The organism is Nocardia sp. NPDC005746 (genome assembly GCF_040630785.1).
GTDB lineage: Bacteria > Actinomycetota > Actinomycetes > Mycobacteriales > Mycobacteriaceae > Nocardia.
In genome coordinates this window covers 281,848-302,666 of sequence record NZ_JBEXYE010000004.1, presented here as the reverse complement: position 1 = coordinate 302,666, position 20,819 = coordinate 281,848, and the positions used below count along the sequence as shown (strand labels likewise).

General features: G+C 69.0%; 19 protein-coding genes. 12 read left to right on the top strand and 7 right to left on the bottom strand.

The annotated features are described in order from the left end of the window. Window positions 1-90 precede the first annotated feature (90 nt). Window positions 91-657: a YbhB/YbcL family Raf kinase inhibitor-like protein gene (locus ABZ412_RS10185; RefSeq protein WP_357278695.1), complete on the top strand. Its 567-nt coding sequence runs from the start codon at window positions 91-93 to the stop codon at window positions 655-657. A gap of 62 nt (window positions 658-719) precedes the next feature. Here the strand turns inward: ABZ412_RS10185 and ABZ412_RS10180 are convergent, their stop codons facing one another. Continuing rightward, window positions 720-1,508 (bottom strand): hypothetical protein, encoded by a 789-nt coding sequence (locus tag ABZ412_RS10180; RefSeq protein WP_357278693.1) that lies wholly within the window; start codon window positions 1,506-1,508, stop codon window positions 720-722. Between the two features lie 92 nt (window positions 1,509-1,600). Next, window positions 1,601-2,143, bottom strand: coding sequence for a lipoprotein LpqH (locus ABZ412_RS10175; RefSeq protein ID WP_357278691.1), 543 nt, complete (start codon window positions 2,141-2,143; stop codon window positions 1,601-1,603). Window positions 2,144-2,291: 148 nt separating this feature from the next. Here ABZ412_RS10175 and ABZ412_RS10170 point away from each other — a divergent pair, with 148 nt between their 5' ends. The 5 genes from ABZ412_RS10170 (at window position 2,292) to ABZ412_RS10150 (ending at window position 9,260) form a co-directional block, all read left to right on the top strand. Beyond that, window positions 2,292-3,719, top strand: a complete 1,428-nt coding sequence (locus tag ABZ412_RS10170) for a hypothetical protein (protein ID WP_357279032.1) — start codon at window positions 2,292-2,294, stop codon at window positions 3,717-3,719. Then, a complete protein-coding gene (locus tag ABZ412_RS10165; RefSeq protein WP_357278689.1) occupies window positions 3,716-4,813 on the top strand; it encodes a hypothetical protein in 1,098 nt (365 codons plus the stop codon). The genes ABZ412_RS10170 and ABZ412_RS10165 overlap by 4 nt, the downstream gene beginning before the upstream one ends. A gap of 2 nt (window positions 4,814-4,815) precedes the next feature. Then, window positions 4,816-6,330, top strand: a complete 1,515-nt coding sequence (locus ABZ412_RS10160; RefSeq protein WP_357278687.1) for a tetratricopeptide repeat protein — start codon at window positions 4,816-4,818, stop codon at window positions 6,328-6,330. After that, the gene (locus ABZ412_RS10155) at window positions 6,327-7,826 is read left to right on the top strand and encodes a hypothetical protein (protein ID WP_357278685.1); all 1,500 of its coding nucleotides are present in this window, start codon (window positions 6,327-6,329) and stop codon (window positions 7,824-7,826) included. The genes ABZ412_RS10160 and ABZ412_RS10155 overlap by 4 nt, the downstream gene beginning before the upstream one ends. A 147-nt stretch (window positions 7,827-7,973) precedes the next feature. Then, a complete protein-coding gene (locus ABZ412_RS10150) occupies window positions 7,974-9,260 on the top strand; it encodes a serine hydrolase (RefSeq protein WP_357278683.1) in 1,287 nt (428 codons plus the stop codon). An 18-nt stretch (window positions 9,261-9,278) separates the two neighbouring features. On the opposite strand, the gene ABZ412_RS10145 is transcribed toward ABZ412_RS10150, so the two are convergent. Beyond that, window positions 9,279-9,995: an SDR family oxidoreductase gene (locus ABZ412_RS10145; RefSeq protein ID WP_357278681.1), complete on the bottom strand. Its 717-nt coding sequence runs from the start codon at window positions 9,993-9,995 to the stop codon at window positions 9,279-9,281. A 109-nt stretch (window positions 9,996-10,104) separates the two neighbouring features. On the opposite strand from ABZ412_RS10145, the gene ABZ412_RS10140 reads away from it, so the two are divergent. From ABZ412_RS10140 to ABZ412_RS10125, 4 genes are all read left to right on the top strand, one after another. Next, window positions 10,105-10,746 carry a helix-turn-helix domain-containing protein gene (locus ABZ412_RS10140; RefSeq protein ID WP_357278679.1) on the top strand — a complete coding sequence of 214 codons (642 nt, stop codon included), beginning with the start codon at window positions 10,105-10,107 and terminating at the stop codon, window positions 10,744-10,746. Between the two features lie 89 nt (window positions 10,747-10,835). After that, window positions 10,836-11,147, top strand: coding sequence for a hypothetical protein (locus tag ABZ412_RS10135; protein ID WP_357086311.1), 312 nt, complete (start codon window positions 10,836-10,838; stop codon window positions 11,145-11,147). An 82-nt stretch (window positions 11,148-11,229) separates the two neighbouring features. Continuing rightward, the gene (locus tag ABZ412_RS10130; RefSeq protein ID WP_357278677.1) at window positions 11,230-11,691 is read left to right on the top strand and encodes a hypothetical protein; all 462 of its coding nucleotides are present in this window, start codon (window positions 11,230-11,232) and stop codon (window positions 11,689-11,691) included. Window positions 11,692-11,759: 68 nt separating this feature from the next. Beyond that, on the top strand, window positions 11,760-12,914 hold the full coding sequence (locus ABZ412_RS10125) for a nucleotide pyrophosphatase/phosphodiesterase family protein (RefSeq protein ID WP_357278675.1): 1,155 nt from the start codon (window positions 11,760-11,762) through the stop codon (window positions 12,912-12,914). Window position 12,915: 1 nt separating this feature from the next. Here the strand turns inward: ABZ412_RS10125 and ABZ412_RS10120 are convergent, their stop codons facing one another. Further along, window positions 12,916-13,500, bottom strand: a complete 585-nt coding sequence (locus tag ABZ412_RS10120) for a QsdR family transcriptional regulator (protein WP_357278673.1) — start codon at window positions 13,498-13,500, stop codon at window positions 12,916-12,918. Beyond that, the gene (locus ABZ412_RS10115) at window positions 13,497-14,444 is read right to left on the bottom strand and encodes a patatin family protein (protein ID WP_357278672.1); all 948 of its coding nucleotides are present in this window, start codon (window positions 14,442-14,444) and stop codon (window positions 13,497-13,499) included. Before ABZ412_RS10115 ends, ABZ412_RS10120 begins: the two co-directional genes overlap by 4 nt. 120 nt (window positions 14,445-14,564) lie before the next feature. On the opposite strand from ABZ412_RS10115, the gene ABZ412_RS10110 reads away from it, so the two are divergent. Both ABZ412_RS10110 and ABZ412_RS10105 read left to right on the top strand, forming a co-directional pair. Continuing rightward, window positions 14,565-15,731 (top strand): acyl-CoA dehydrogenase family protein, encoded by a 1,167-nt coding sequence (locus ABZ412_RS10110; protein WP_357278670.1) that lies wholly within the window; start codon window positions 14,565-14,567, stop codon window positions 15,729-15,731. 9 nt (window positions 15,732-15,740) lie between these two features. After that, window positions 15,741-16,820: an acyl-CoA dehydrogenase family protein gene (locus ABZ412_RS10105; RefSeq protein ID WP_357278668.1), complete on the top strand. Its 1,080-nt coding sequence runs from the start codon at window positions 15,741-15,743 to the stop codon at window positions 16,818-16,820. A 378-nt stretch (window positions 16,821-17,198) separates the two neighbouring features. Here ABZ412_RS10105 and ABZ412_RS10100 read toward each other — a convergent pair whose 3' ends face one another. Beyond that, a complete protein-coding gene (locus ABZ412_RS10100) occupies window positions 17,199-18,635 on the bottom strand; it encodes a DUF222 domain-containing protein (protein ID WP_357278666.1) in 1,437 nt (478 codons plus the stop codon). A gap of 92 nt (window positions 18,636-18,727) precedes the next feature. Continuing rightward, window positions 18,728-20,818: an MMPL family transporter gene (locus tag ABZ412_RS10095; RefSeq protein ID WP_357278664.1), complete on the bottom strand. Its 2,091-nt coding sequence runs from the start codon at window positions 20,816-20,818 to the stop codon at window positions 18,728-18,730. Window position 20,819 lies beyond the last annotated feature (1 nt).

The following is a 20,819-nucleotide window of genomic DNA, read 5'->3' as shown; positions in this document are numbered from 1 at the left end:
AGGTACCAGAAGATAAGACCCGTCAGTTCGTTTCCGGACTATTGTGATCGCCGGGCAATGGGGCGTGACGGGCCGAGCTAGGAGAAGACGATGGCGGTCCTCGGGAGGATACTCCGGAATCGGCGCGCGACGGCCGCGGAGCTGGCCTGGGGCCGGGCGAATCTGGCCGCGGGCGACGTCTTCGAGGTGACGAGCACGGACTTCGCGCACGAGGCGCGGCTGGACATCCGGCACACCATGAGAAGAGTCGGAGGGCAGGATCTTTCGCCCGCGCTGGCCTGGTCGGGACTACCGGCCGGACATGCCGGGCTGCTGGTGGTCGTCGAGGACCAGGACGCGCCGTTCGGCGGGCCGTTCGTGCACGCGCTCGCGCTGATCGAACCGGGAATCGACGAATTGGCCACGGGTGCACTGGGTTCCGGCTCCGACACCGAGGGTGTCCGGCTGCTGCGGTCGAGCTGGGGCAGGGGATACCTGGGGCCCGCGCCGATTCCCGGGCACGGGCCGCACCGCTACGTCTTCCAGGTGTTCGCGCTGGCCGAGCCGATCACCCTGCCCGGCGGCCGGGCGCTCGACGCCGCCACACCGCACCGGGTGCTCGACGCCGCGCGGGCCTGCGGGCGCGGACGGATCGATGGGTTCTACGAACGTTCCTGACACAGCACGAGAGCCGCGGGCGGCAAGGCCTGCGGCTCTGGGGAATTCGATCGGGTCGTTCATCATCCGGCGGCGTTGACGGGCAGCGACAGCACCACCTCCTGTTCGTTCTCCGGCAGGTAGTGGACGCCCACGATGCGGCCGACCTGGACCAGCGAGACCGCCGTCGGGGGCAGGAACTTCTCGGTGCGGGTCTCGAAGGTGGTGCCGTCCGGGCGGGTGACCACCAGGACCAGGTCCAGGCGGGTGTAGCCGTCACGGATCTCGCCGGGCACCGACAGCGACCGGACCACCGCCTGCGCCGCGGTGCCGCGCCGGGCGATATCGAGCTTGGCGGGCGTGGTGAAACCCTTGCGAATCATGGCCGCGTTCATGGCGTCCTGGGCCGCCGAGGTGTCGCCGGACAGGTCCACCTCGACCTTGTCCAGGTTGTCGGGCAGGTAGCGGACCGGCAGCACCACGCCCGGCCGCAGCAGGGCCAGCTGGGTGAGCGGCACGATCAGCTTGGCGTGCGAGGCGAACACCTTGCCGTCGGCGCCCTCGACCCGGAAGTCGATGCGCACCTGCGGCTGCTCGTTGAGGTACACGCCGGTCTGGCGGACGCTCTCGACGGTGCCCAGCCCGACCAGGCCGTCGCGGAACTGGGAGCTGTTGGTGCCGGTGAAGGCCGACATGATGCCGTCACCGGTGAAGGCGAAGACGATCGGGATGATGGTCAGGGCGATGATCGGCAGGGCCATCTGCGGGCCCACCCAGCCGAAGACGTCGTCGGCGGTGAGGCCGTGCCACAGGTAGTAGCCGATGGCCAGGACGCCGAGAGCGAGGACGCTGTAACGGATTTGGTTCTTCATGTGTTTCTCCTGATTCGAAGTCGTGGTGGTTGCCGGCCCCGCTCGTGCCAGGCGGCACGAGCGGGGACAACGTGGGGCCGGGGCGGGCCGGGTCAGCCGACGATGGTGGAGCAGGCGAAGACGATCTCGAACTTCTCGGTCTTCGGGCCCGCCATCGGGTTCGACAGGTCCACGCCGCCGACGCCCTCACCGGACACCGTGTAGGTGTTGCCGCTCTTGGTGACCTTCGCCGAACCGCCCGGCATGCCGTTGCCGAAACCCACCGCGTACGGCTGGCCGTTCGCGCCGCCCTTGGTGCCGGTGATGCCGACCGCCTGCACGGTGTTGTCGCCGGTGATGGTGGCGCTGGCGGCGAGGGTGCCGTAGGTGGCGTTGCTCTGGTCGGCCAGCGCCAGGGCCAGGGTGCCCGCCTGCTTCACGCAGGTGGTGTCGAACTTGCCGCTGATCGCCTTGCCGTCCACCGACGCGGACGACGCGCCGTCGGCCGGAGTCGCGGAACCCGGCGCGGCGGAAGTCACGGCGGTGGTCGGGGAACCCGACTTGGAATCGCCGGAGCTGCAACCGGTCACCAGCAGCGCGGCCGCGGCGGTGGCGGCGAGGACGGCGGTGGTGAGGCGGATCGGCTTGGTGTTCATGGTCATTCCTCGTTCTCGTGATGGTGGCTCCGGGGTGGAACCGATGCCAGAACAGTAGGAATCGGCACCCGGCCTACCGATCCCAACTTCCGAGGCGCGCGGGCCGGGGAAACTGCGATAACGTGGGCGAATGCGACGACCGCGGGCCATGGTGCTGGATGAGGTCTGGCACCGCCTCGCCGGTGTCGAACCCCTGAGCGGACCCCACGGCGGGCCCCTCCGGCGCACCGTGAAGCTGATCCTGGATCCCCTGGTGATCCGGCCCGTCCAGCACCCGTCCTGCGCCGGAGCCATGCTGACCGCCGACGGCGCGGTGCTGCTCGCCGCCCGCGTCCACGCCGCCGCCGACGTCCTCGCCGCCACCGCCGCCTGGTTCACACTGCTCAAGCAGACCCGGCGCGCGCTGCGCATCACCGAGGGCAATGCGCAGGATCTGTACTTCCAGCGCTGCTTCGAACTGGCCACCGTCTCGGGTCGGCCGGATCCCGTGCGGGACCGGCCCGCCGCCGAAGCGGCGCTGCGCGAGATCCACGGGGTCACCGCGGGGCGCACCACCCAGGCGCTGCGGGAGTACCTGTCCGAACCGGAGCGGTCCGGGGAAGTGGCCGAGCTGATCGACACCGCGTGGCGGCGGCGCCCGCTGACCGAGGTCCCCGATCACGCGGATCTGCTCGGTGAACTCGTCGACGCCTGCGCCGCAACCCGATTCGACGATGCCGATGATCAGCCGGACCTCGACGACGCCGTCGCGGCGTCCGTGGGCACGCACACCGGGATTCGGCTCTGGAACGGTGAGACCGGCAGTACCGCACAGGAACTCGGACTCACCCTGTACCCGCTGCCGCAACCGCCCGGGGTGGGAGCGTCGGCCGCTACCGCCACCCTCGGCCTACCGCTCGACCGCACCATTCACGAGCGGGTCTTCACCGTCCTTCAGGCCTCCAGCGAACGCGCCGACCTGCCCCCGATTCCGGACCTCGTCGACGCCGAGATCGCGCGCGCCTGCTCGCCCTGGGCGCTGCTGGACGAGTCGCTGCGGGTGGCGGCGGCCGCGGGAGCCAGGCTCGCGGTCACGTTGCGGCCCCTCGGCGACCACCGTGGACACGGGCCGAACAGCAATGGCGGGAGCGTGGTTCCGCCCCAGGCCCGAGCCGGTGCGCGGGGTGCGGCGACCAGCTCGCCCAGCATCACCCCCGGAGCCCCCGGGGCCGCAACCGATTCGGGGGACCCCGCCGCCGGTGGCGCGGCCGCGCGGCTGATCAACGGGCGCTGGCAACGCGAGGCCTACGTCTTGCAGGCCCGGCGGATGGCGGTACACCTGGACGCCGTCGACGGGCCACTGGGCGCCATCGCCGCCGATCTGCGGGTGCCGTGGCGTCCCTACCTGCGCAGGTTGTGGCCGCGGCTGCACGGACGCGATGTGCGCGAGTTCTCGGTGTACGCCGCCGACGAACTGTGGGACCTTCTCGACGGTGTCGCCCGCTCGGTCATCCTGGACCACCGCATGCGGGTGAAGAAGGCCCTGGCCGCCACCGCCACCGCCGAGCCAGAGGGTCTGGAATCGAGGGCGGGATGACGAACTCGACCGTCGCCATCCGCCGCGGTCCCGCCGCGGTACGTGTCGTCGTCCCCGACGGCGCGGCGGCCACCTCCGCCGCCGGCCCGGAAACCATGGTGCTCGAGGTGACCGGCGGTCTCCTGACCTGGAATGTCCTTGCCGCACAAGACTTCCCTATCGCGAACATCGACGATGTCGATGCCGCCCAGGAGTGGGTGTGGGCCGTGTACGGCGAGCCGGTCGCCGTGGCGCTGGACGCGGTGCGGCCGCACGCCCGCGAACTCGGCGCCGGCCACGAGGACTCACCTGGCTCCGCGGGTCCGCACGGACACCGCCTGACCGAGGCCGTGGCGGCCCCCGGGCTTCCGGCGCTCGCGGCGAGTGCTCGCAGACTCGCGTATGCGCACTGGGCGGCCCGCTGGTGGCCCGCATCGACCCTCGACGGGATCGCCACCCTCGACCCGGTACTGCTCGACCGCGACATCGCGCTGCTGACCGAGGAGTGTGAGTCGCTCCTCGATGGGGACGACGCGGTTCCGCCACTGGTTCGGAATTCTGTCGAATCCTTGCTGCGGGCTTCGGATTACGCGCTCGCGGCCGGTGACGGTGACCGGATCGGCGCCGCCATGGTGCTCGCCCGCGGCACCGGCGGCTGGGACTGGCGGCTCTGCCCGCCCGGCCTGGTCGACGCCTCCGAATCCGCAGTGTCCTGGCAGGTCCTGCGGGCGGCCGGGGCCACCACTGTCGCCATTGCCGTAGCCGCTCACCCCGAGCTGCCCGCGGCGGTGCCCGAGCATCTGCGGCCGTGGGCCCGCATCGACACCGGGCGTGGTGAGCTGCGCACCGCATTACGTCCGGGTCGCGACAGCTGGATCGGCGAATTCGTGTTGCCCGCACCGGCTTCCACGGTGGATATCGCCATCGGAGTCCCGGGCTTCGGGCCCGACCTCGAGGCCGATCCGCAGGCGGCGGCGCAGGGTGCGATGCGTCAGCGAATTCGCGACTTCGCTGCCGAACGGCTCCGGACGGCGTCGACCCAGGTCGCTGACGACGGTCCATTCGCGCCATTGCTCGCCGAAATAGACGCCGCCGCAGGTGATTCGGACTTCTGAGCATGAGCACGGGTATCGACGAGAGCGCGGGTGAGAGTCCACTGCTGCGCGCCGGGGCGGAGGCCGTGGCGCGCGGTGAATTGCTGGAGGGGCTGCGGATATTCGAGCGGGCCGTCGAGGTCGAGCACGGGGATCTGCGGTTGTGCACACTGGTGGACGTGGCGGTGGTGACCGATCGGCTGGGGGATCACGCCGGGGCGGCAGCACGGTTCCGGGAAGCGCTGGCGCAGATGCGGAAGGACGCGCCCAGGATGTACCCCGGCGCGCTGATCGGCTTGTCACAGGCCTTGCAGAACCTCGGGGATCTGGACGGGGCGCAGGCGGCCCTCGAACAGGCTCGGGAGGTGCTCGGGTACGAGGGCGCGCCGGGCGATCTGCGGCTGGCGTGCCTGGTGTCCGCCACGGCGATCGCCCTGCATCGGCAGCAGTGGTGGCGCGCGTTGGAGCTGGCCGGTGAATCGCTGGACGCGGCACGGCGGTTCGGGCCGGAGCAGGCCGGGCATCCGCTGATGAACCTGGCCGCCGCGCACTTCGAGACCGGGCGCTGGGAACTGGCCCAGGATTTCGCGGGGCAGGCGCTGGCCGCCTTCGAAGCCGTCGCCGACCCCGGCGGCGTCGCCGAGACGCAGCAGAACCTGGCTTTGATGCACACGCGCACAGGCGCTTTCGATGAATCGGAACCGCTGCTGGCCGCCTCCCAGGAGTATTTCGAGGCGGCTGGTATGGCGCATCGCGCGGGTATCGGTCTCAAGGTCATGGGGTTCATCGCCGAGCGGCGCGGGCGGACGGGGGCGGCGGACGAACAGTACCGAGCGGCGCTGCACCGGTTCGAGGAGTCTCAGGCCGTGGTCGACGCAGCAGACGTACGACTTCGATTGGCCACCAACGCTTTCGCGGCAGGAAGGTACGAGGACGGTGAGTCCGAGCTGGCGGCGGCGCGCGGAACCTACGCCGCTCGCGGCCTCGGGCTGCACTGCGCCCAGCTCGACTACTGGCACGCCGGACTCCTGGAACCGCTCGTCGCGCACGTGCCCGGCCTGCTGGCGCGAGCGGTGGATCTAGCGGTCCCGGCGGCGCTGGCCTTGGACGCCATCCGTTACGAGCTCCCCGACGGCACCCAACGCGACTCCTGGAACCGCCGCATCGTGAATCCCGCCCTGCGGCTCGCCTTCCGGTACGCCTACCTGGCCGGGGACGCCCGGCTGGTAGCCGACCTCATCGAAAATCAGTGCGCGGGAACAATCCTGGACATCGACCGGCTCGCCGTGGACCCGCCCGCACCGCTGGACCTGTTCGAACCCTTCGATCCGCCCTCGGACTCGGCGGCCGCGGTCCAGGACGCACTGCAACTCGGCACCGCCCTCGCCGCGGTGGCCGCGGGCGCGGGACTGCCCGTCACGCCACCGCCCCGTATCGCGGTGCGACCGGACGGCCACATCGCCCTGTCCGCCTGGCTCGATGCCGCCGAACAACGCTACGGCCGCCGCGTCCGCACCGACCGCGTGATCCCCGCATGACGCCCACCGTGCTGGTCCGCATGGCGGACGCGGGAGATCTCTTCCTCACCTGGCGATGGACCGATGACAGCGCGCCCGCCGGTGTCGGGGTGGTGCCGGAGGAGCAGGTGGAGGCGGCCATGAGCAGGTTCGCCGCCGCACTGCCCGCGCCCGGGGTGGCGGGTGGTCTCGAATCCGCGCTCACCACGGGTGAACTCGCGACGCGGGAGTCGGAAGATGCGCTCGCGCAATACCTCTCATCGGTCTTCCTGCCCTACAATCTGGCCGTGCGGCTGCACGAGCTCTACGTCCAGGGCATTCGCGCGCATATCCGGATCCAGCCTTCGCCGCGCACCGCGCAATTGCCGTGGGAGCTGATCGCCCCCGACCAGGATGTCCGCCTGCTGGATATCGCCGACGTCAGTGTGCTCGCGCCGACCGGCATCGTGCACGCGCCCGCCCGGATCGCGCGGTCATGGACGGAAACCCGCGGCCTGCCGGTGGTCGCGGTGCTGGATCCCCGGGTGCCCGGTTTCCGCGCCGACTCCGCGCTCGGATCGGTGCTCGGCCGGATGGACTCCGCAGCAGCGCCTTTGGCCGCGCTGGTCGCCGGTCACGCCGCTGACGGCCGGCTCGCCCCGGCCGTAACCGATCCGGTGGAGGCGTTCCGCCGTACCGATCTCGATCGCGCCTGGCTCAGCCGCGCCCTGCACGCGGGCGCCGCCCGCCTGCTCTACGTCGGTCACGTCACCGCCGCCGCCCCCGAATCCGGCCGCAGCGAATCGGCCACCCTGCACCTGTCCTGTACCGCCGCCAGCCCGGGCTGCGCGCCCGCCTACCGCGACCACCGCCCGCTCTCGGCCCGCGACCTGCTGCTGGGCACGCACGCACTCGCGGCGGACCCGAGTTCCGGCAACATCGGCGATGATCTGGGCTACGGCCCCGGCATCGTGGGCAATCGTGCCGGGAGCGATGGCGAAGGCGCTGGGACCCTTGGCGACGGTGCTGGGACTACTGGCGATGGCGCCGAGAGCGTGGGCGATGACTCTGGGAGCGTTGGCGATGGCGCCGTGAACGCGGGCGATGGCGCTCGGAACGTGGGCCGTGACGAGATGGGCAATGATGTTGGCGGCGCACGTGTTCCCCGGACGGGACCCGAGATCTGGCCGATTCCGAGCCGGGTCGCGCTGATCGCTTGTGAGAGCGGCGGCGACCTGCGTTTCGCCGAACCTCTCGGCCTGGTGGCTGCCATGCTCACCGGCGGCGCGGAACTGGTTACCGCCGGCCGCTGGCCGTTGCCCACCGATCTGGCCTTCCACCGGTTCGCGGGCATCACCGCAACCGTGCACCCGTTCCAGGAAGCCGTGTGCGCCATCGACTCCGCGCACGAGTCTCCCGACCCGGTGGCCGCCCTCAACGCCTGGCAACGCACGCACCTGGCCGCGTGGCGCGAGACCGGCGCGATCGAGCATTCCCCGCTGATCTGGGCCGCGTTCGCCACCGTCGATACCCGCTGAATCCGTTGCCCCGAAAACCTGCGTCCCCGAAAGTCATGGGCCGCGCAGAGCTAATCGCGTCCGCCGATTCTCCGATGAGCCATACGGATTCATCGGAGTGCGGAGGATCGAGTGGCGCGGTTTCTGACAGGCATCCTGGCTGTAGCGATGGCCGCTGCCCTGACGTCGTTCGCGGCGCCTGTCGCCGCGGCGGAGCCGGACGGCTTGCGGCACTGCGCAGTCAGCGACGGCAGGCAGCCCGAAACCGCTACCGCCGAAGAGGTGGGCCTGGATTCGGAGGCGCTGCGGCGCGCGGTGGACTTCGCCTCAGACCCGACGCGCTTCACCGTGCAGGTCTTCCGAAACAACTGCCTGATCGTGGCCGGACCCACCAATCAACGGGCGGGCGGTATCCCGTGGAACCTGTGGAGCGGCACCAAGAGCGTGGTGTCCATGGTGGCGGGGATCGCGGTCGACGCGGGCGCCCTGCGCGTGGACGATCCGATCGGCGACTACCTGCCCGCCGGGCTCGGTGACGCCGAGCATCGCGCGATCACCGTGCGCAGCCTGCTGACCGAGACCTCCGGCATGGAGATCGCCATCGCCTCCGAGGGCATCACCGGCGTGGCCCGGCTGGATCCGAACGTGGTCGCACAGGCGCTCGCCATGCCGATCCTGCATCCGCAGGGGGAGACCTGGCAGTACAGTCAGCGCGCCGTCGACCTGCTCGTGTACGTGATCCAGCGCGCGGTGGACGAGGACTTCCAGGCCTATGCGCAGCGAAACCTGTTCGACCCATTGGGCATCCGGCAATCGGACTATCTGTGGGCGCGTGACCGCAGTGGCAACACCTACGGCCACGCCCACTTGGTGCTCCCGCCCGACGATTACGCCAAACTCGGCCTGCTGCTGGTGAATCGCGGTAATTGGCATGGCCGGCAGGTGATCTCGACCGCCTATCTGGCCGAGGCGACCACGCCCGCCGGCGTCAACCCGTGCTACGGGTTCCTTATCACCGTCAACGGCCCGGACTGCGAGGACCTGTTTCCCGGCCTGCCGAAGGACGCTCTCCAGATGGCGGGGATGATGCGCCAGGACAACTTCATCGTGCCCAGCCTCGGATTACTGGTCAGCTGGACCGGTGTCACGGTTCCCGGTGGGGCGGTGAGCTTTCCGCACGACGTCCTGCGCGGTCTCACCCAGGCCTTCCGCACCCCCGTCCTGCCCGATCCGGGGCCCTACGTGCCGCGCCCGGACGCCAGCATCACCGACCCCATGTTCATGAACCCGGACGCCACCCTGGCCGCCCTGGGCCTCGGCCCGATGGCCTACCCGGGCTGCGGCCTGCTGGAATGCCTGGGTAAACCGCTGTATCCGCCGTTCGGTGACTGGCCGCCCGGCTGCTTCATCCTCGGCTGCACCGGGGCCGACCCCGCGACCCCGGGCATCCGCTGACCGGTCGGGGGCGTCGGATCAGAAGCCGATCTCCACCTCGGTTCGATCCCGGCTCGTATACAGGTCCCAATAGTGGTCGCCCAGTTCGCTGTTGGTCATGCGCGGGATGCTGACTCCCGGCGGCACCACCTCGGGGTGCTCGTCGACCATGCGCTCCGCCTCGCTGCCGCCGATCAGCACGCCGATGTTCATCAGCCCGACGTGCACACCGGTGCCGTGCAATTCCTCCGCCAGCTGCAGCACGTAGGCGCGCTGCGCAGCCAGGGCCACGCCGAAATTGGCCAGATAGGGCAGCACGCCCTGCGCGGGTGCGCCCGAGGAGAACAGCAGGGTGCCGGAGCTCCGCTCGAGCATCGCGGGCAGCAGGGCGCAGGTCATCAGGATGGGGGAGTGCAGCTTCAGGGTCATCGGAACGCGCAGGGCCGCGAGGTCCACGGCGCGGGTGGAGGGTGCGCGGTCGGTCATCCCGGCGGCCGCGCCGTGCAGTGCGACATCGATGTCGCCGAAGGTCCGCCGAATGGTCGCGATGGCCTCGTCGAGCTGGTCCGCGGCGGTGACGTCGGCGGGGAAGGCCTGGGCCTCGATGCCCTCGGCTTTCAGGTCGGCCACATGCCGATCGGCCTTGTCGGGATTGCGGCCGATCACGGCCACACGGAACCCCTCCCGCCCGAAACGCCGCGCGACGCCCATGCCGAGGCCGGGGCCGAAACCGAAGATCGCGATGGTCTTGCTCATGCTCGCTCCCAAATAAGTTGAGCAATGGTTCAAGTTACCTCGCCGACGCTAGCATTAAGTTGAACATATGCTCAACATAAATCGTGACCCGGATTTGTAGGATCGGCGGATGCCCGCCCAGAAACCGCTCCGCCTCGACGCCCGCCGCAATCGCGACGCGCTGGTGACCGCGGCGCGTGAGGTTTTCGCCGAACGTGGGCTCGACGCGCCCCTCAAGGAGATCGCCGCCCGCGCCGGCGTGGCCATCGGAACCCTCTACAACCGCTTCCCGGCACGCGACGATCTGATCGCGGCCGCGGTCGAGGACCGCATCGAGGCGGGCGGCCGCATCGCGGAATCCGCTCTGGCCATGGATGATCCGTGGGATTCGTTCGTGTACCTGGTCGAGAAGATCTGTGAGCTGCAGGCTCACGACCGCCTGCTCAACGAGCTCGCATTGCGCGCCGCGCCCAGTCCGGAGATCGCCGCCCAGCGCGATCGGGGCCACGCCGTCATGCGTGAGATCATCACGCGCGCACAGGATGCCGGGGTGCTGCGGGCGGACTGGGTGCTCGAGGACATCGCGTTCATCACCTGGTCGCACACGCGGGTGGTGGAGCAGACCGCGGGCATCGCCCCCGACGCGTGGCGTCGCAATCTGGCGCTGATCCTGGACGGTCTGCGGGCGGAAGCCGCTCACCCGCTGCCGGTTCCGCCGATCAGTGAGGACCAGTTGAACCGCTCGCTGCTCGCCGACCCGGAGCGCGACTGAGGGGCGAACGCCGACCCGAAGAAACGGTGGAATCGGCTCCGGTTACCGTCGAGGATGATCGTTCGTTCGCATGTGTTGGAGGTAGTGAAATGGCTGGGATTCCCGCGGTACCGACGTCGCTGCTCGCGGCCGGTGGACTCACCGGCGGCTTCGCGCTCGCCCAGGCCACCAAGAAGCGGCAGCTCGGCGGTGCGGTGTTCGCGGCGGGCACGGCGGCCGCGTTCCCGCGGTGGCGTAAGACCGTCGGCACCGGCGGCGCGGCCGCGCTGACCGGGCTCGCCATCGGCGCGATGGGCGCCTCGCACCCGCTGGCCAAGAAGATCGGCGCGTGGCCGTCGGTGGCGGTGGTGTCGAGTGTGGTCGCCGTGGCCGCGTGGGCCGCGGTGGATCGTCGCGCCTGATTCATCCGCCGGTCCTCCGGTGTGTTTCGGACCGTAAGGTTCGATCGCGTGCCGGGGGACCGTCCGCGCAATACCGTGGAGTATGCGCACTTTCGTTCACTTACTGCTGTTCGCCGCCGCCATCGCGGTGGCGGTCGGGGTCTTCGGTCCGCTGGTCGGCACGGTCGACGCGCGGAATGTTCAGTTCACCGACCTGCGTAACGGCTTCGAGCAGGGTCGGACCATGGGTCAGATCGGGGCGCAGTCGGGGAGCTTCGTCACCTCACTGGCCATCGGGCTACTCGGGGCCGCGGCGGTCGTGCTGGTGGCCGCGCTGACCGGGTCCCGCATCGTGGGCTGGCTCGGCGTGCTGGCCGGACTGGCCGGACTCGGCGTCCTGGGCTGGCGGCTCGATCAGCGCTTCGACCACGAACTCCGCACCGACTACCGGCACCTGCTCTCCGGCACCTGGGGGCTCTACCTCGTCGCCGGGGGACTGCTGCTGTCGCTGCTGCTCCTGCTCGTCCCGCGCGAACGCCGCCTGCCCCCGCCGCCGGGATTCTGAACACGCGGCTTTCGTGCTTTCCGGGCGAGCGACCCGAACGGTGGCCGCCCAATCAATAGAGTCGGTCCATGCCCGGTACACCCGCGGGGTCCAGTCCGCACACGCTCGCCGACATCCTGCCCTCCGTCGCCGCCTCCTTCGGACTCGGTCAGCCCAATCCCCTGGCCATCGCGCCCAATCGGGACGTCGTGGTCCTGCTCATCGACGGCCTCGGCGCGGAACTGCTGGGCCGCCACCGCGACCTCGCGCCCACCCTCGCCGCCCACGTCCGCACCACGCTCACCGCGGGCTTTCCGGCCACCACATCGACCAGCCTGACCAGCCTCGCGCTCGGCGCGCCCTGCGCCACCCACGGCATCATCGGCTACAGCTTCGCACTGCCAGACGGCGACGGGGTGCGGCTGCTGAACTCGCTGCGCTGGACCCTCGACAGCGCCACCGGCGACACCGCCGTCGAGGCCTACCCGCCGGAATCGGTGCAGCCGCAGGCCAGTCGCCTCGAGGACCTGGCCGCCCACGGGATCGAACCGCACTACGTGATCCCTGGCTACCAGCGCGCCTCGGGGCTGACCCGCGCCGCCTTCCGCGCCCCGGGCACCCTGCATCCGGCCTCGAACCTCGACGATCTGCGTGCCGGAATCCTCGCTGTCGCACAGCATTCCGGGACGGCGTCGCGGTTCGCGTACGCCTATTTCGCCGACCTCGACGCCAACGGGCACCTGTACGGCCCCGAGTCTCCGCAATGGCTGGCGGTGCTCGCCGAGATCGACGCCGCGGTGGCCGACCTGCTCGCGGACCTGCCGTCCAGCTGCACACTGCTGATCACCGGCGACCACGGAATGATCCACGTGGACAATGCCATCGACCTCGACGCGCTACCCGTCCTGCACCGGGGCGTCCGCCTGATCGGCGGCGAGGCGCGGGTGCGTCACGTCTATCTCGAACACCCCGCCGCCCTCGCCGATGTCCGCGCGGCCTGGACCGGGGAACTAGCGCCGCACGCCACCGTCGTCTCCCGCGAACAAGCCCTCGACGAGCACTGGTTCGGGCCGACCCCGCCGACCCCCGTGATCGCCCACCGCATCGGCGATCTCATCGCGGTGGCCGAGAACCGGACCGCACTGATCCGCCCCGCTCTCGAACCCCTGGAATCCGCACTGCTGGGCCACCACGGTGCCCGCACCTCGGCCGAACAGCTCGTCCCGCTGATCACGAACCGCTGAATCAGGTTCGCAGCAGCGCGTTCTGGACCTTGCGCAGGCGGTCCACGTCACCGCGAAAACCGGCCACGGCATCGTTGTAGAGGAACGCCTCCCACAGCCGGACCAGGGCGTAGGCGAGGGTGTCCGGTTCGATCGGCGGCTGGTAGCCCTCCGATTGCGCGCGTTCGATGTGCCGCTCGACGATGCTCACCGCCGTCTGGTGCACGGTCCCGTCACCGCGCGTGATCAGGCGCAGGGCGGCGGTGGACTCGTTGTCGAAGTAGGCGCGCAGCGCGTCATTGGCGACCAGCAGATCGATGGTCCGGTCCAGCACCGCCGCGAGCCGCTTCCCGCCGGTGCCGCGGGTGCGGCGGTCGGCCAGGGCCACCACCTTCTCCAGCTGCCGCGCCACGGCCGCGCCGAGCAGGCCGTCGCGGGAGCCGAACCAGCGGTAGATGCTCGCCCGCCCCACCCCGAGCTGCGCGGCAATGGCATTGACGTCCAGCCGCTTTCCCTCCAGGAACACGGCGATGGACGCCTCGAGCACATCGTCCCGACTCGCCGACGCCGGTCGGCCCGGCGCTCTCGTTCCCTCCGCTCGTGTCACGCGGACAGCTTAGGAGCCAGGAACTCCGACAGCGTGCGCGCGGTCGCCGCGCGTCCCAGGATGAGGGCCGTCCGCAGCACCTCGGGGTCACGATCGATGCGGCCGATGTCGGGTGCGTCGCGCGGCGGGCGGATCTGCAGCACGGCCGGGTCGGAGGCGAAATCGCGCTCGTCGCTGTGATGTCGCTCGACCCGCGTGAGCCAGGGCCCGACGGTCCCGGGCGCGTGCCGTGACAGGAAGCGCGCCACCACCCGAGACTCCACCGTCGACGGGGGCCGCACGGCCTCGTCGTCCCGGCGCGTGCGCAGCACCAGCACCCGGGTAGCGCCCTGCGCCAACGCCGTTCGCACCGGCACGGATTCCGACAGCCCCGCGTCCACGAACCGCCGCGCCCCGATCCGCACCGGCCGCCCCGCCAGGATCGGCAGGCAGGTCGAGGCCCGCAGCGCCGTCTGGACCGAGCGCACATCGCTCAGCTCCGGGTGCAGGTCGACGGCCGCGCCGGTATCGGCGTCGGTGGCGATCGGGTGGAAGGTGATGGCATTGGCCAGGATCGCCGGGAAATCCATGGGCACGATCCGCTCGTACACGGTGTGCACCAGGTAGTCGGTGTCCACCACCTTGCCGCCGCGCAGCGCTCGCGCCGGACTGATGACGCGGTTGATCACCTCGGGATTCCAGGCCCGCCGCGAATCCACCGCCCGCCCGCACAGGAGCCAGGCCGCGTTCAACGCGCCCGCCGAAGCCCCGTACACCGCGTCGAAGCAGGACAGCACACCCAATTCCTCGATGGCCATGGCCATTCCGTGCGAGTAGGCCCCACGCGAGGAGCCGCCCTCGATGACGAGGGCGAGACGATGGCGATCCGTGCGGCGACCGGGGGCGCTGTCCTCGCGGTGCCGGCGCGCGATGAGTTCGCCGACACCGAGGTCGTGGTCGGACAAGGGTGCTCCTTTCGAGGGGGCCGGTCGACCGTCGAGTATACGACCCTATTTGAGACACAGATAAGTCTGTGTATCATTTCTGCCGATGGCGTGGGTAACCACGAAACTGGAGGTCAACGCATGCAATTAGCGCTCACCGACGACGAGCTCGCCTTCCGCGACGAGCTGCGCGCGTTCTTTCGGAGCGAAATCCCGGCCGACATCCGCAACCGGCATCGGCACGGACAGGAACTGTCCAAGGACGACCTGGTCACCACCCAGCGCATCCTCAACGCGCACGGGCTCGCCACCCCGAACTGGCCGGTGGCCTGGGGCGGCAAGGACTGGACCCCGATCCAGCGGCACCTGTGGCATGAGGAGATGCAGCTCGCCTCGGTGCCGGAACCGCTCACCTTCAACACCAATATGATCGGGCCGGTCATCGCGCACTTCGGCTCCGAGGAACTCAAGGCGCGATTCCTGCCCGCCACCGCCAACCTCGATATCTGGTGGTGCCAGGGCTTTTCCGAACCCGAAGCCGGTTCCGACCTCGCCTCCCTGCGCACCGTCGCCGTCCGCGACGGCGACAGCTATGTGATCAACGGCCAGAAGACCTGGACCACCAGCGCGCAGTTCGCCGACTGGATCTTCTGCCTGGCCCGCACCGATCCCGACGCCCCCAAGAAGCAGGCGGGCATCTCCATGTTCCTGTTCCCGCTCGACACCCCGGGCGTGACCGTGCGGCCGATCAAGCTCATCGACGGCGGCCACGAGGTCAACGAGGTATTCCTGGAGAACGTCCGGGTGCCCGCCGACCAGCTCGTCGGCGCGGAGAATCAGGGCTGGACCTACGCCAAATTCCTGCTCGGCAACGAACGCACCGGCATCGCCGCCGTCGGCCAGACCAAGGTACGGCTGTGGCTCGCCAAGGAACACGCCAAGCAGACCCGCCTCGGCGACCGCACCCTGCTCGACGATCCGCTGTTCGCGACCCGCCTCGCCGAACTCGAAAACGAGCTGCTGGCACTGGAGCTCGTGCAACTACGGGTCGCCGCCGGATCCGACGACGGCAAGCCCAACCCGGTGTCGTCGATCCTCAAACTGCGCGGCACCGAGCTCCAGCAGGCCGTCACCGAACTCCTGGTCGACATCGCCGGCCCGGATTCGATTGCCCGCGAGGACGAGTCGAACGCCGACTGGGCGCGCCGCAGCACGGCCACCTACCTGAACTATCGCAAGACATCGATCTACGGAGGATCCAACGAGGTGCAGCGCGGCATCATCGCCTCGACGATCCTCGGACTGTGAGGCAGCACCATGGATTTCGATCTCACCCCCGAACAGGAAATGCTGCGCGACACCGTGCGGGACCTGCTCGCCCGCGGCCGCGACACCGAACGATGGGCCACCTTCGCCGACATCGGGCTGCTCGGACTGACCTTCGATGAGGCAGACGGCGGCATGGGCGCCGGACCCATCGAAGCCATGCTGGTCATGACCGAGATCGGGCGCGCCTTGGCCACCGAACCGATCCTCGACTGCGCGCTGCTGCCCGGTGCGCTCATCTCGGCCGCCGGCAGCGACGTCCAGCGCAAGGATCTGCTGCCTCGCGTCGCCGAAGGACAGCTGAAACTCGCTTTCGCCCATGGTGAGCCAGGTCTGCGCTGGCCTGCCACCGACACCGGCACTCGGGCCGTTCCCGATGGCGACCGGTGGCGCATCACCGGCCGCAAGCACCCCGTTTCTCACGGTGACCAGGCGGACGTGCTGATCGTCAGTGCTGCCCACGAGGACGGCGTGGGGCTGTTCCTGGTCAAGCCCGCCGATCCGGGTGTGCGCCTGCGGCCGTACACGACGCACGACGGGCGGCACGGTGCGGACATCGAATTCGACGGAGCTGCCGCGGAACCGCTCGCCGACGTGGCCGATGCCTCCGACGTCATCGGTGCCGCCATCGCCGCCGCCCAGGCCGCGTCGTGTGCCGAAGCGATCGGGGCGATGGAAGAGTCGCTGCGGCTGACGGCCGAGTACCTGAAGACCCGCAAGCAGTTCGGTGTGCCGCTGCGTACCTTCCAGACGCTGACCCAGCGCGCCGCCGACATGTATGTGTCGCTGGAGCTGGCGCGGGGGATGAGCATGTACGCGTCCATGTCGCTGGCCGACGGGGTTGTCGATCCGATGGTTGTCTCCCGTGCCAAGTTGCGAATCGGTCGGTCCGCCAAACACATCGGGCAGGAAGCGATTCAAATGCACGGCGGGATCGGTATGACCGACGAGTATCCGGTTGGGCACTACACCGCGCGGTTGAACGCCATCGAACACACGCTGGGGGACTCCACCGACCACCTGCGGTACCTCGGCAGCCATGTGGCCGACTATCAGATGGTCGAGATCTGAGAACAGAAGACCAAAAGATATGAGCGACCAAAGATAAAAGAGACCAAAAGATAAGGACGCCTGGAGAAGAGAAGAAGAGACAAAAGAACGAAGCGCCGAAGAGAACAAGACGCCGGAGCGGTTGGTCTCTGGAAGGTGATGCGTGCAGTCGGTGGGCTGGGGTCGGCGGGTAGCGGATCCCAGCCCGGCGTCAGCCCCAGTGTGGCAGGACAGACGAGGGTGACCACACTCTGCGTTGCTTTGCGCACGTCAGCAGACGAGCAGCCGCGCTATTGCATCGGGAGCATGCGCGGGGGATGGCGCACATGCTCCGGGTGTTGCCGGATGCGCTGCTGCTGGAGCGAGACCGGGTCACGGCGAGTGCGGCGAGCGTGGGTGTCACGCTGCCCGTGAGCGCCACGTTCGGCAGCTGGAATCGATGGCAGCGGCGATCGCCTGCCCCACGTGATGACGATCGTTCACGCGTGGGGTGCCGGTGGGATCAAGACTCTTCGGTGCAATCCACCCCGTCCGGCCGGGGTAGGGCGAATCTTTACCCATCACAACGGTTTTCCAGCCATCAGGGCCGTCGTTGATCAACGCGTGGCAGTGATCGCACGCCAACGTCAGGTTGGTGATGTCGGTGGGCCCGCCCTTGGCCCAATCATTGACGTGGTGGGCGGCGCACATGTTGGCGGGTTGTTCACAACCCGGGCGAGTACAACCCTTATCCCGAGCCAGAAGCGCCAATCGTTGGGCGCGGTTCGCGGTACGGCGGGAGCGCCGCAGGTAGAGCGGCATCCCGTCGCCATCGAGGACCGCGATCACCGGGCGGGTTCCTTCGGCCATCTTCAGGGCCTCGTTGATCGAGATCTGGGTGCCCGACGCGGTGGTCGCAACCCCGGTCCCGTTCTCCAGGTCGGTCAGGCTCATGGTCAGCACGACCTCGACCGGCAGGCCACGGTGCATGCCGAGCGTCCGCATGTTCACACCCGGCTGCACCAACGCCAGCAACGCGTCATGGGTCCGCTGCCCGGCATCACGACGATCCCGACGCGCGGCAGCATCGAGGATGCTGTCGGCGATGAACCCACCCGTGGCCGAAGGGCTTTCCGGGTCTTCGACATTGCACATTCCCGGCCGCGCGAGCTTGGCGAACACCGCATCCAGGCATGCCCGCAGTTCGGGGGTGATCCATCCTTCGATGCGTGTCATGCCATCCACGCCCGGGCGGCACAACGTGATCCCGCGACGGCGACGACGGTCCGCGTCGGAAACAACCTTCCCATCGGGATCCAGGCGCGCGAGGATGTCGCGCCCGATCTTCAACAGATCATCCGGCCACCCATTACGCGAGTAGTCGACAAGGATCTGCTCGGCCTCCGCCCGCGCCTCGTCCGGAACATCAAGAGGGAGATGGTTCATCACATCCAGGATGTGGCGCACGTGATCACGCGAGATCTCCCCGGTTGCGAATGCCTCGGCCGTCACCGGAAGTACCGGCGGCGCGACGTGCCCGGTCTGCTGGACGAATTCCCCGCAGTGGTGGGTGATCTTCACCCGCACGGATGCGTCGTAGCGGGAGAGTCCGAGGGTGTGGCGCAGGAACGGCACCATCTTCCCCGCGCCGCTACGTGAGTGCAGCGACCGTTCTCCGGCTTCGATGATCAGGCGGGTATCGAGGGCGGCGAGTTGACGCTTGCAGGTTTCGAGCTGCCGCATCAACGACACGACATCCTCGTCGGAGAAGTCGGTCATCTTCCCGCTCTGCACGGATTCGGTCAGGGTCGAGACCGCGGCCGCCAGTTCGGCGATACCGCAGTCGTCGAGAGTCACCCCATTCGAATCCATGCCTCCATTTTACGCCCGCTCGATCATCGATCGATCACGAAATGTAAATTATTCTATTCCTTTTCAGATTGAACGCATTAAATAGTTTGCGTCACAATCGGATCAGGAATTGCGCCTCCTTCTCGGGAATCGAGTCGGGTGCGTCGTGGCCACCACATGCGCTCACCCAGATCGATCGCGAGCGCTGGTACAAGCACGGTCCGCACCACGAAGGTATCGAGCAGCACTCCAAACGCCACCGCGAACCCGATCTCCGCCGCGAAAACCAAAGGCAGCGTGAGCAATGCCGCGAATGTCCCCGCCAGCACGACACCCGCCGCGGTGATCGTTCCACTGGTGGTACGCACCGCGATCACTGTTGCCGTAGCGGTGTCATGGTTTGCGGTCTCCTCCCGGATCCTGGCCATCAGGAAGATGCTGTAGTCGATCCCCAGGCTGATCAGAAACACGAAGGCCCACAGCGGGAACGACGGGTCTGCGCCCGCGAAGCCGAGCACCATGTCGAACACCAACGCACTGACGCCGAGAGCCGCCGCCAGCGACAGGACGACAGTGGCCAGAACCACCGCGGGGGCGACCAAGGCTCGAAGCAGTAGCGCCATGATTACCAAGACGACGGACAACACCAGTGGCACAACCATATTGCGGTCGTGGCGGGCGGCTTTCTGAGTATCGAGCGCGACGGCGCTGCTGCCTCCAACCATCGCGTCGGGCAGTGAATGCACCACCGAGCGGAGACGTTCGACGGTTGCGAACGCCGCATCGCTTCCGGTGACATCGGCGGTCGTCACCTCCAGGTAGGCGAGACCGTCCGCGCGTACGGGAGTCGATACCGACACCACACCGGGAACCCCCGAGGCCAAGTCCCGCAGGCGATCCGCGTCCGAAGCCGGTCCGATTATCTGCACCGGGTCGCCGGATCCGCCCGGGAAATGCTCGAGCAGAACCTGCTCGCCGACCACGGCGTCGGGGCGGTTTCGGAAGGTGTCCTGCGCCCGCAGTCCGGACGCGTGCAATCCGAACAACCCCAGGGACAGGAACGCCAGTGTCACCGCGGTGACCTGCCAGACCCTGCGTGGACGGGAGGTGATCAAGCGTTCGAGGCGATTCCCTCGGCGGCTTCCTGCCGGTTCGGGATCGCCGAAACGCGGTGCGGCGGGCCAGAATATCCAACGGCCGCACAGCACGAGCAGGGCTGGGTACAAGGTGGTGAGCACCGCGAAGCTGACCAGGACGCCCATCGCCATCACCGGGCCCAGGCTCTTCGTCGAGTTCAGGTCGGCCACCACCAGACACAACAGGCTCAGGGCGACGGTGATCGCACTCGCGGCGATCGCGGGTCCGGCGCGCCGGATGGCCGTGGCCATGGCCATGTGACGATTCTCCGTGCGCCGCAATTCCTCTCGATAGCGCGCCGTGAGCAGCAGCGCGTAGTCCGTGCCCGCGCCGAAGACCAGGACGGTCAGCAGGAACTCCGTGTCACTGTTGACCGTCAGGCCCGCGTGCGCCGCCAAGAGGTAGATCAGCCCCTGTGCGACCGTCAGGGCCACACCCACGCAGATCAGCGGCAGCAGCCACAGCACCGGACTGCGGTAGGTGACCAGCAAGATCGCCATGACGATCGCGATCGTCACGTACAACAGTGTCGAGTTCACCGCGGAGAACGCGTCCGCCGAATCGGCGCCGTAACCCGCGGGCCCGGTGACGTGCACGCTCATCCCCGCATCGGAGACGATGTCGCGGATCGACCGCACCGTCGGCAGGGCATCTGTGACCCCCTTGACGCCCACCGAGATCGGGACGACGACTTGGATCGCCTTCCCGTCCTCCGACTCCACGGGCTCCGGGACTGGACCATGCACCTGTGGCAGCGTCGCGAACCGGTGAGCGTCCGACTCGGCTCGCGCCCGCGCGGTGGAGTTCGACACCGCGTCGCCTCGCTCGTAGACGACCACCGCCGGGTACACATCGGACCCGATGAACTTCCCGGTCAGCTCGGAAACCTTCGTCGACTCCGCACTCTTCGGCAGCCAGGTGGTGGCGTCGTTCTTCTCCGCCCCGCCGAGCTTGCCCGCCAGACCACCGGTGGCGACGAGCGCGGCCACCCAGAAGACGATGGCGGCCAAGGCTATTCGTCGCAGGGTCGGCGCAGATAGCAGTGACTTCACG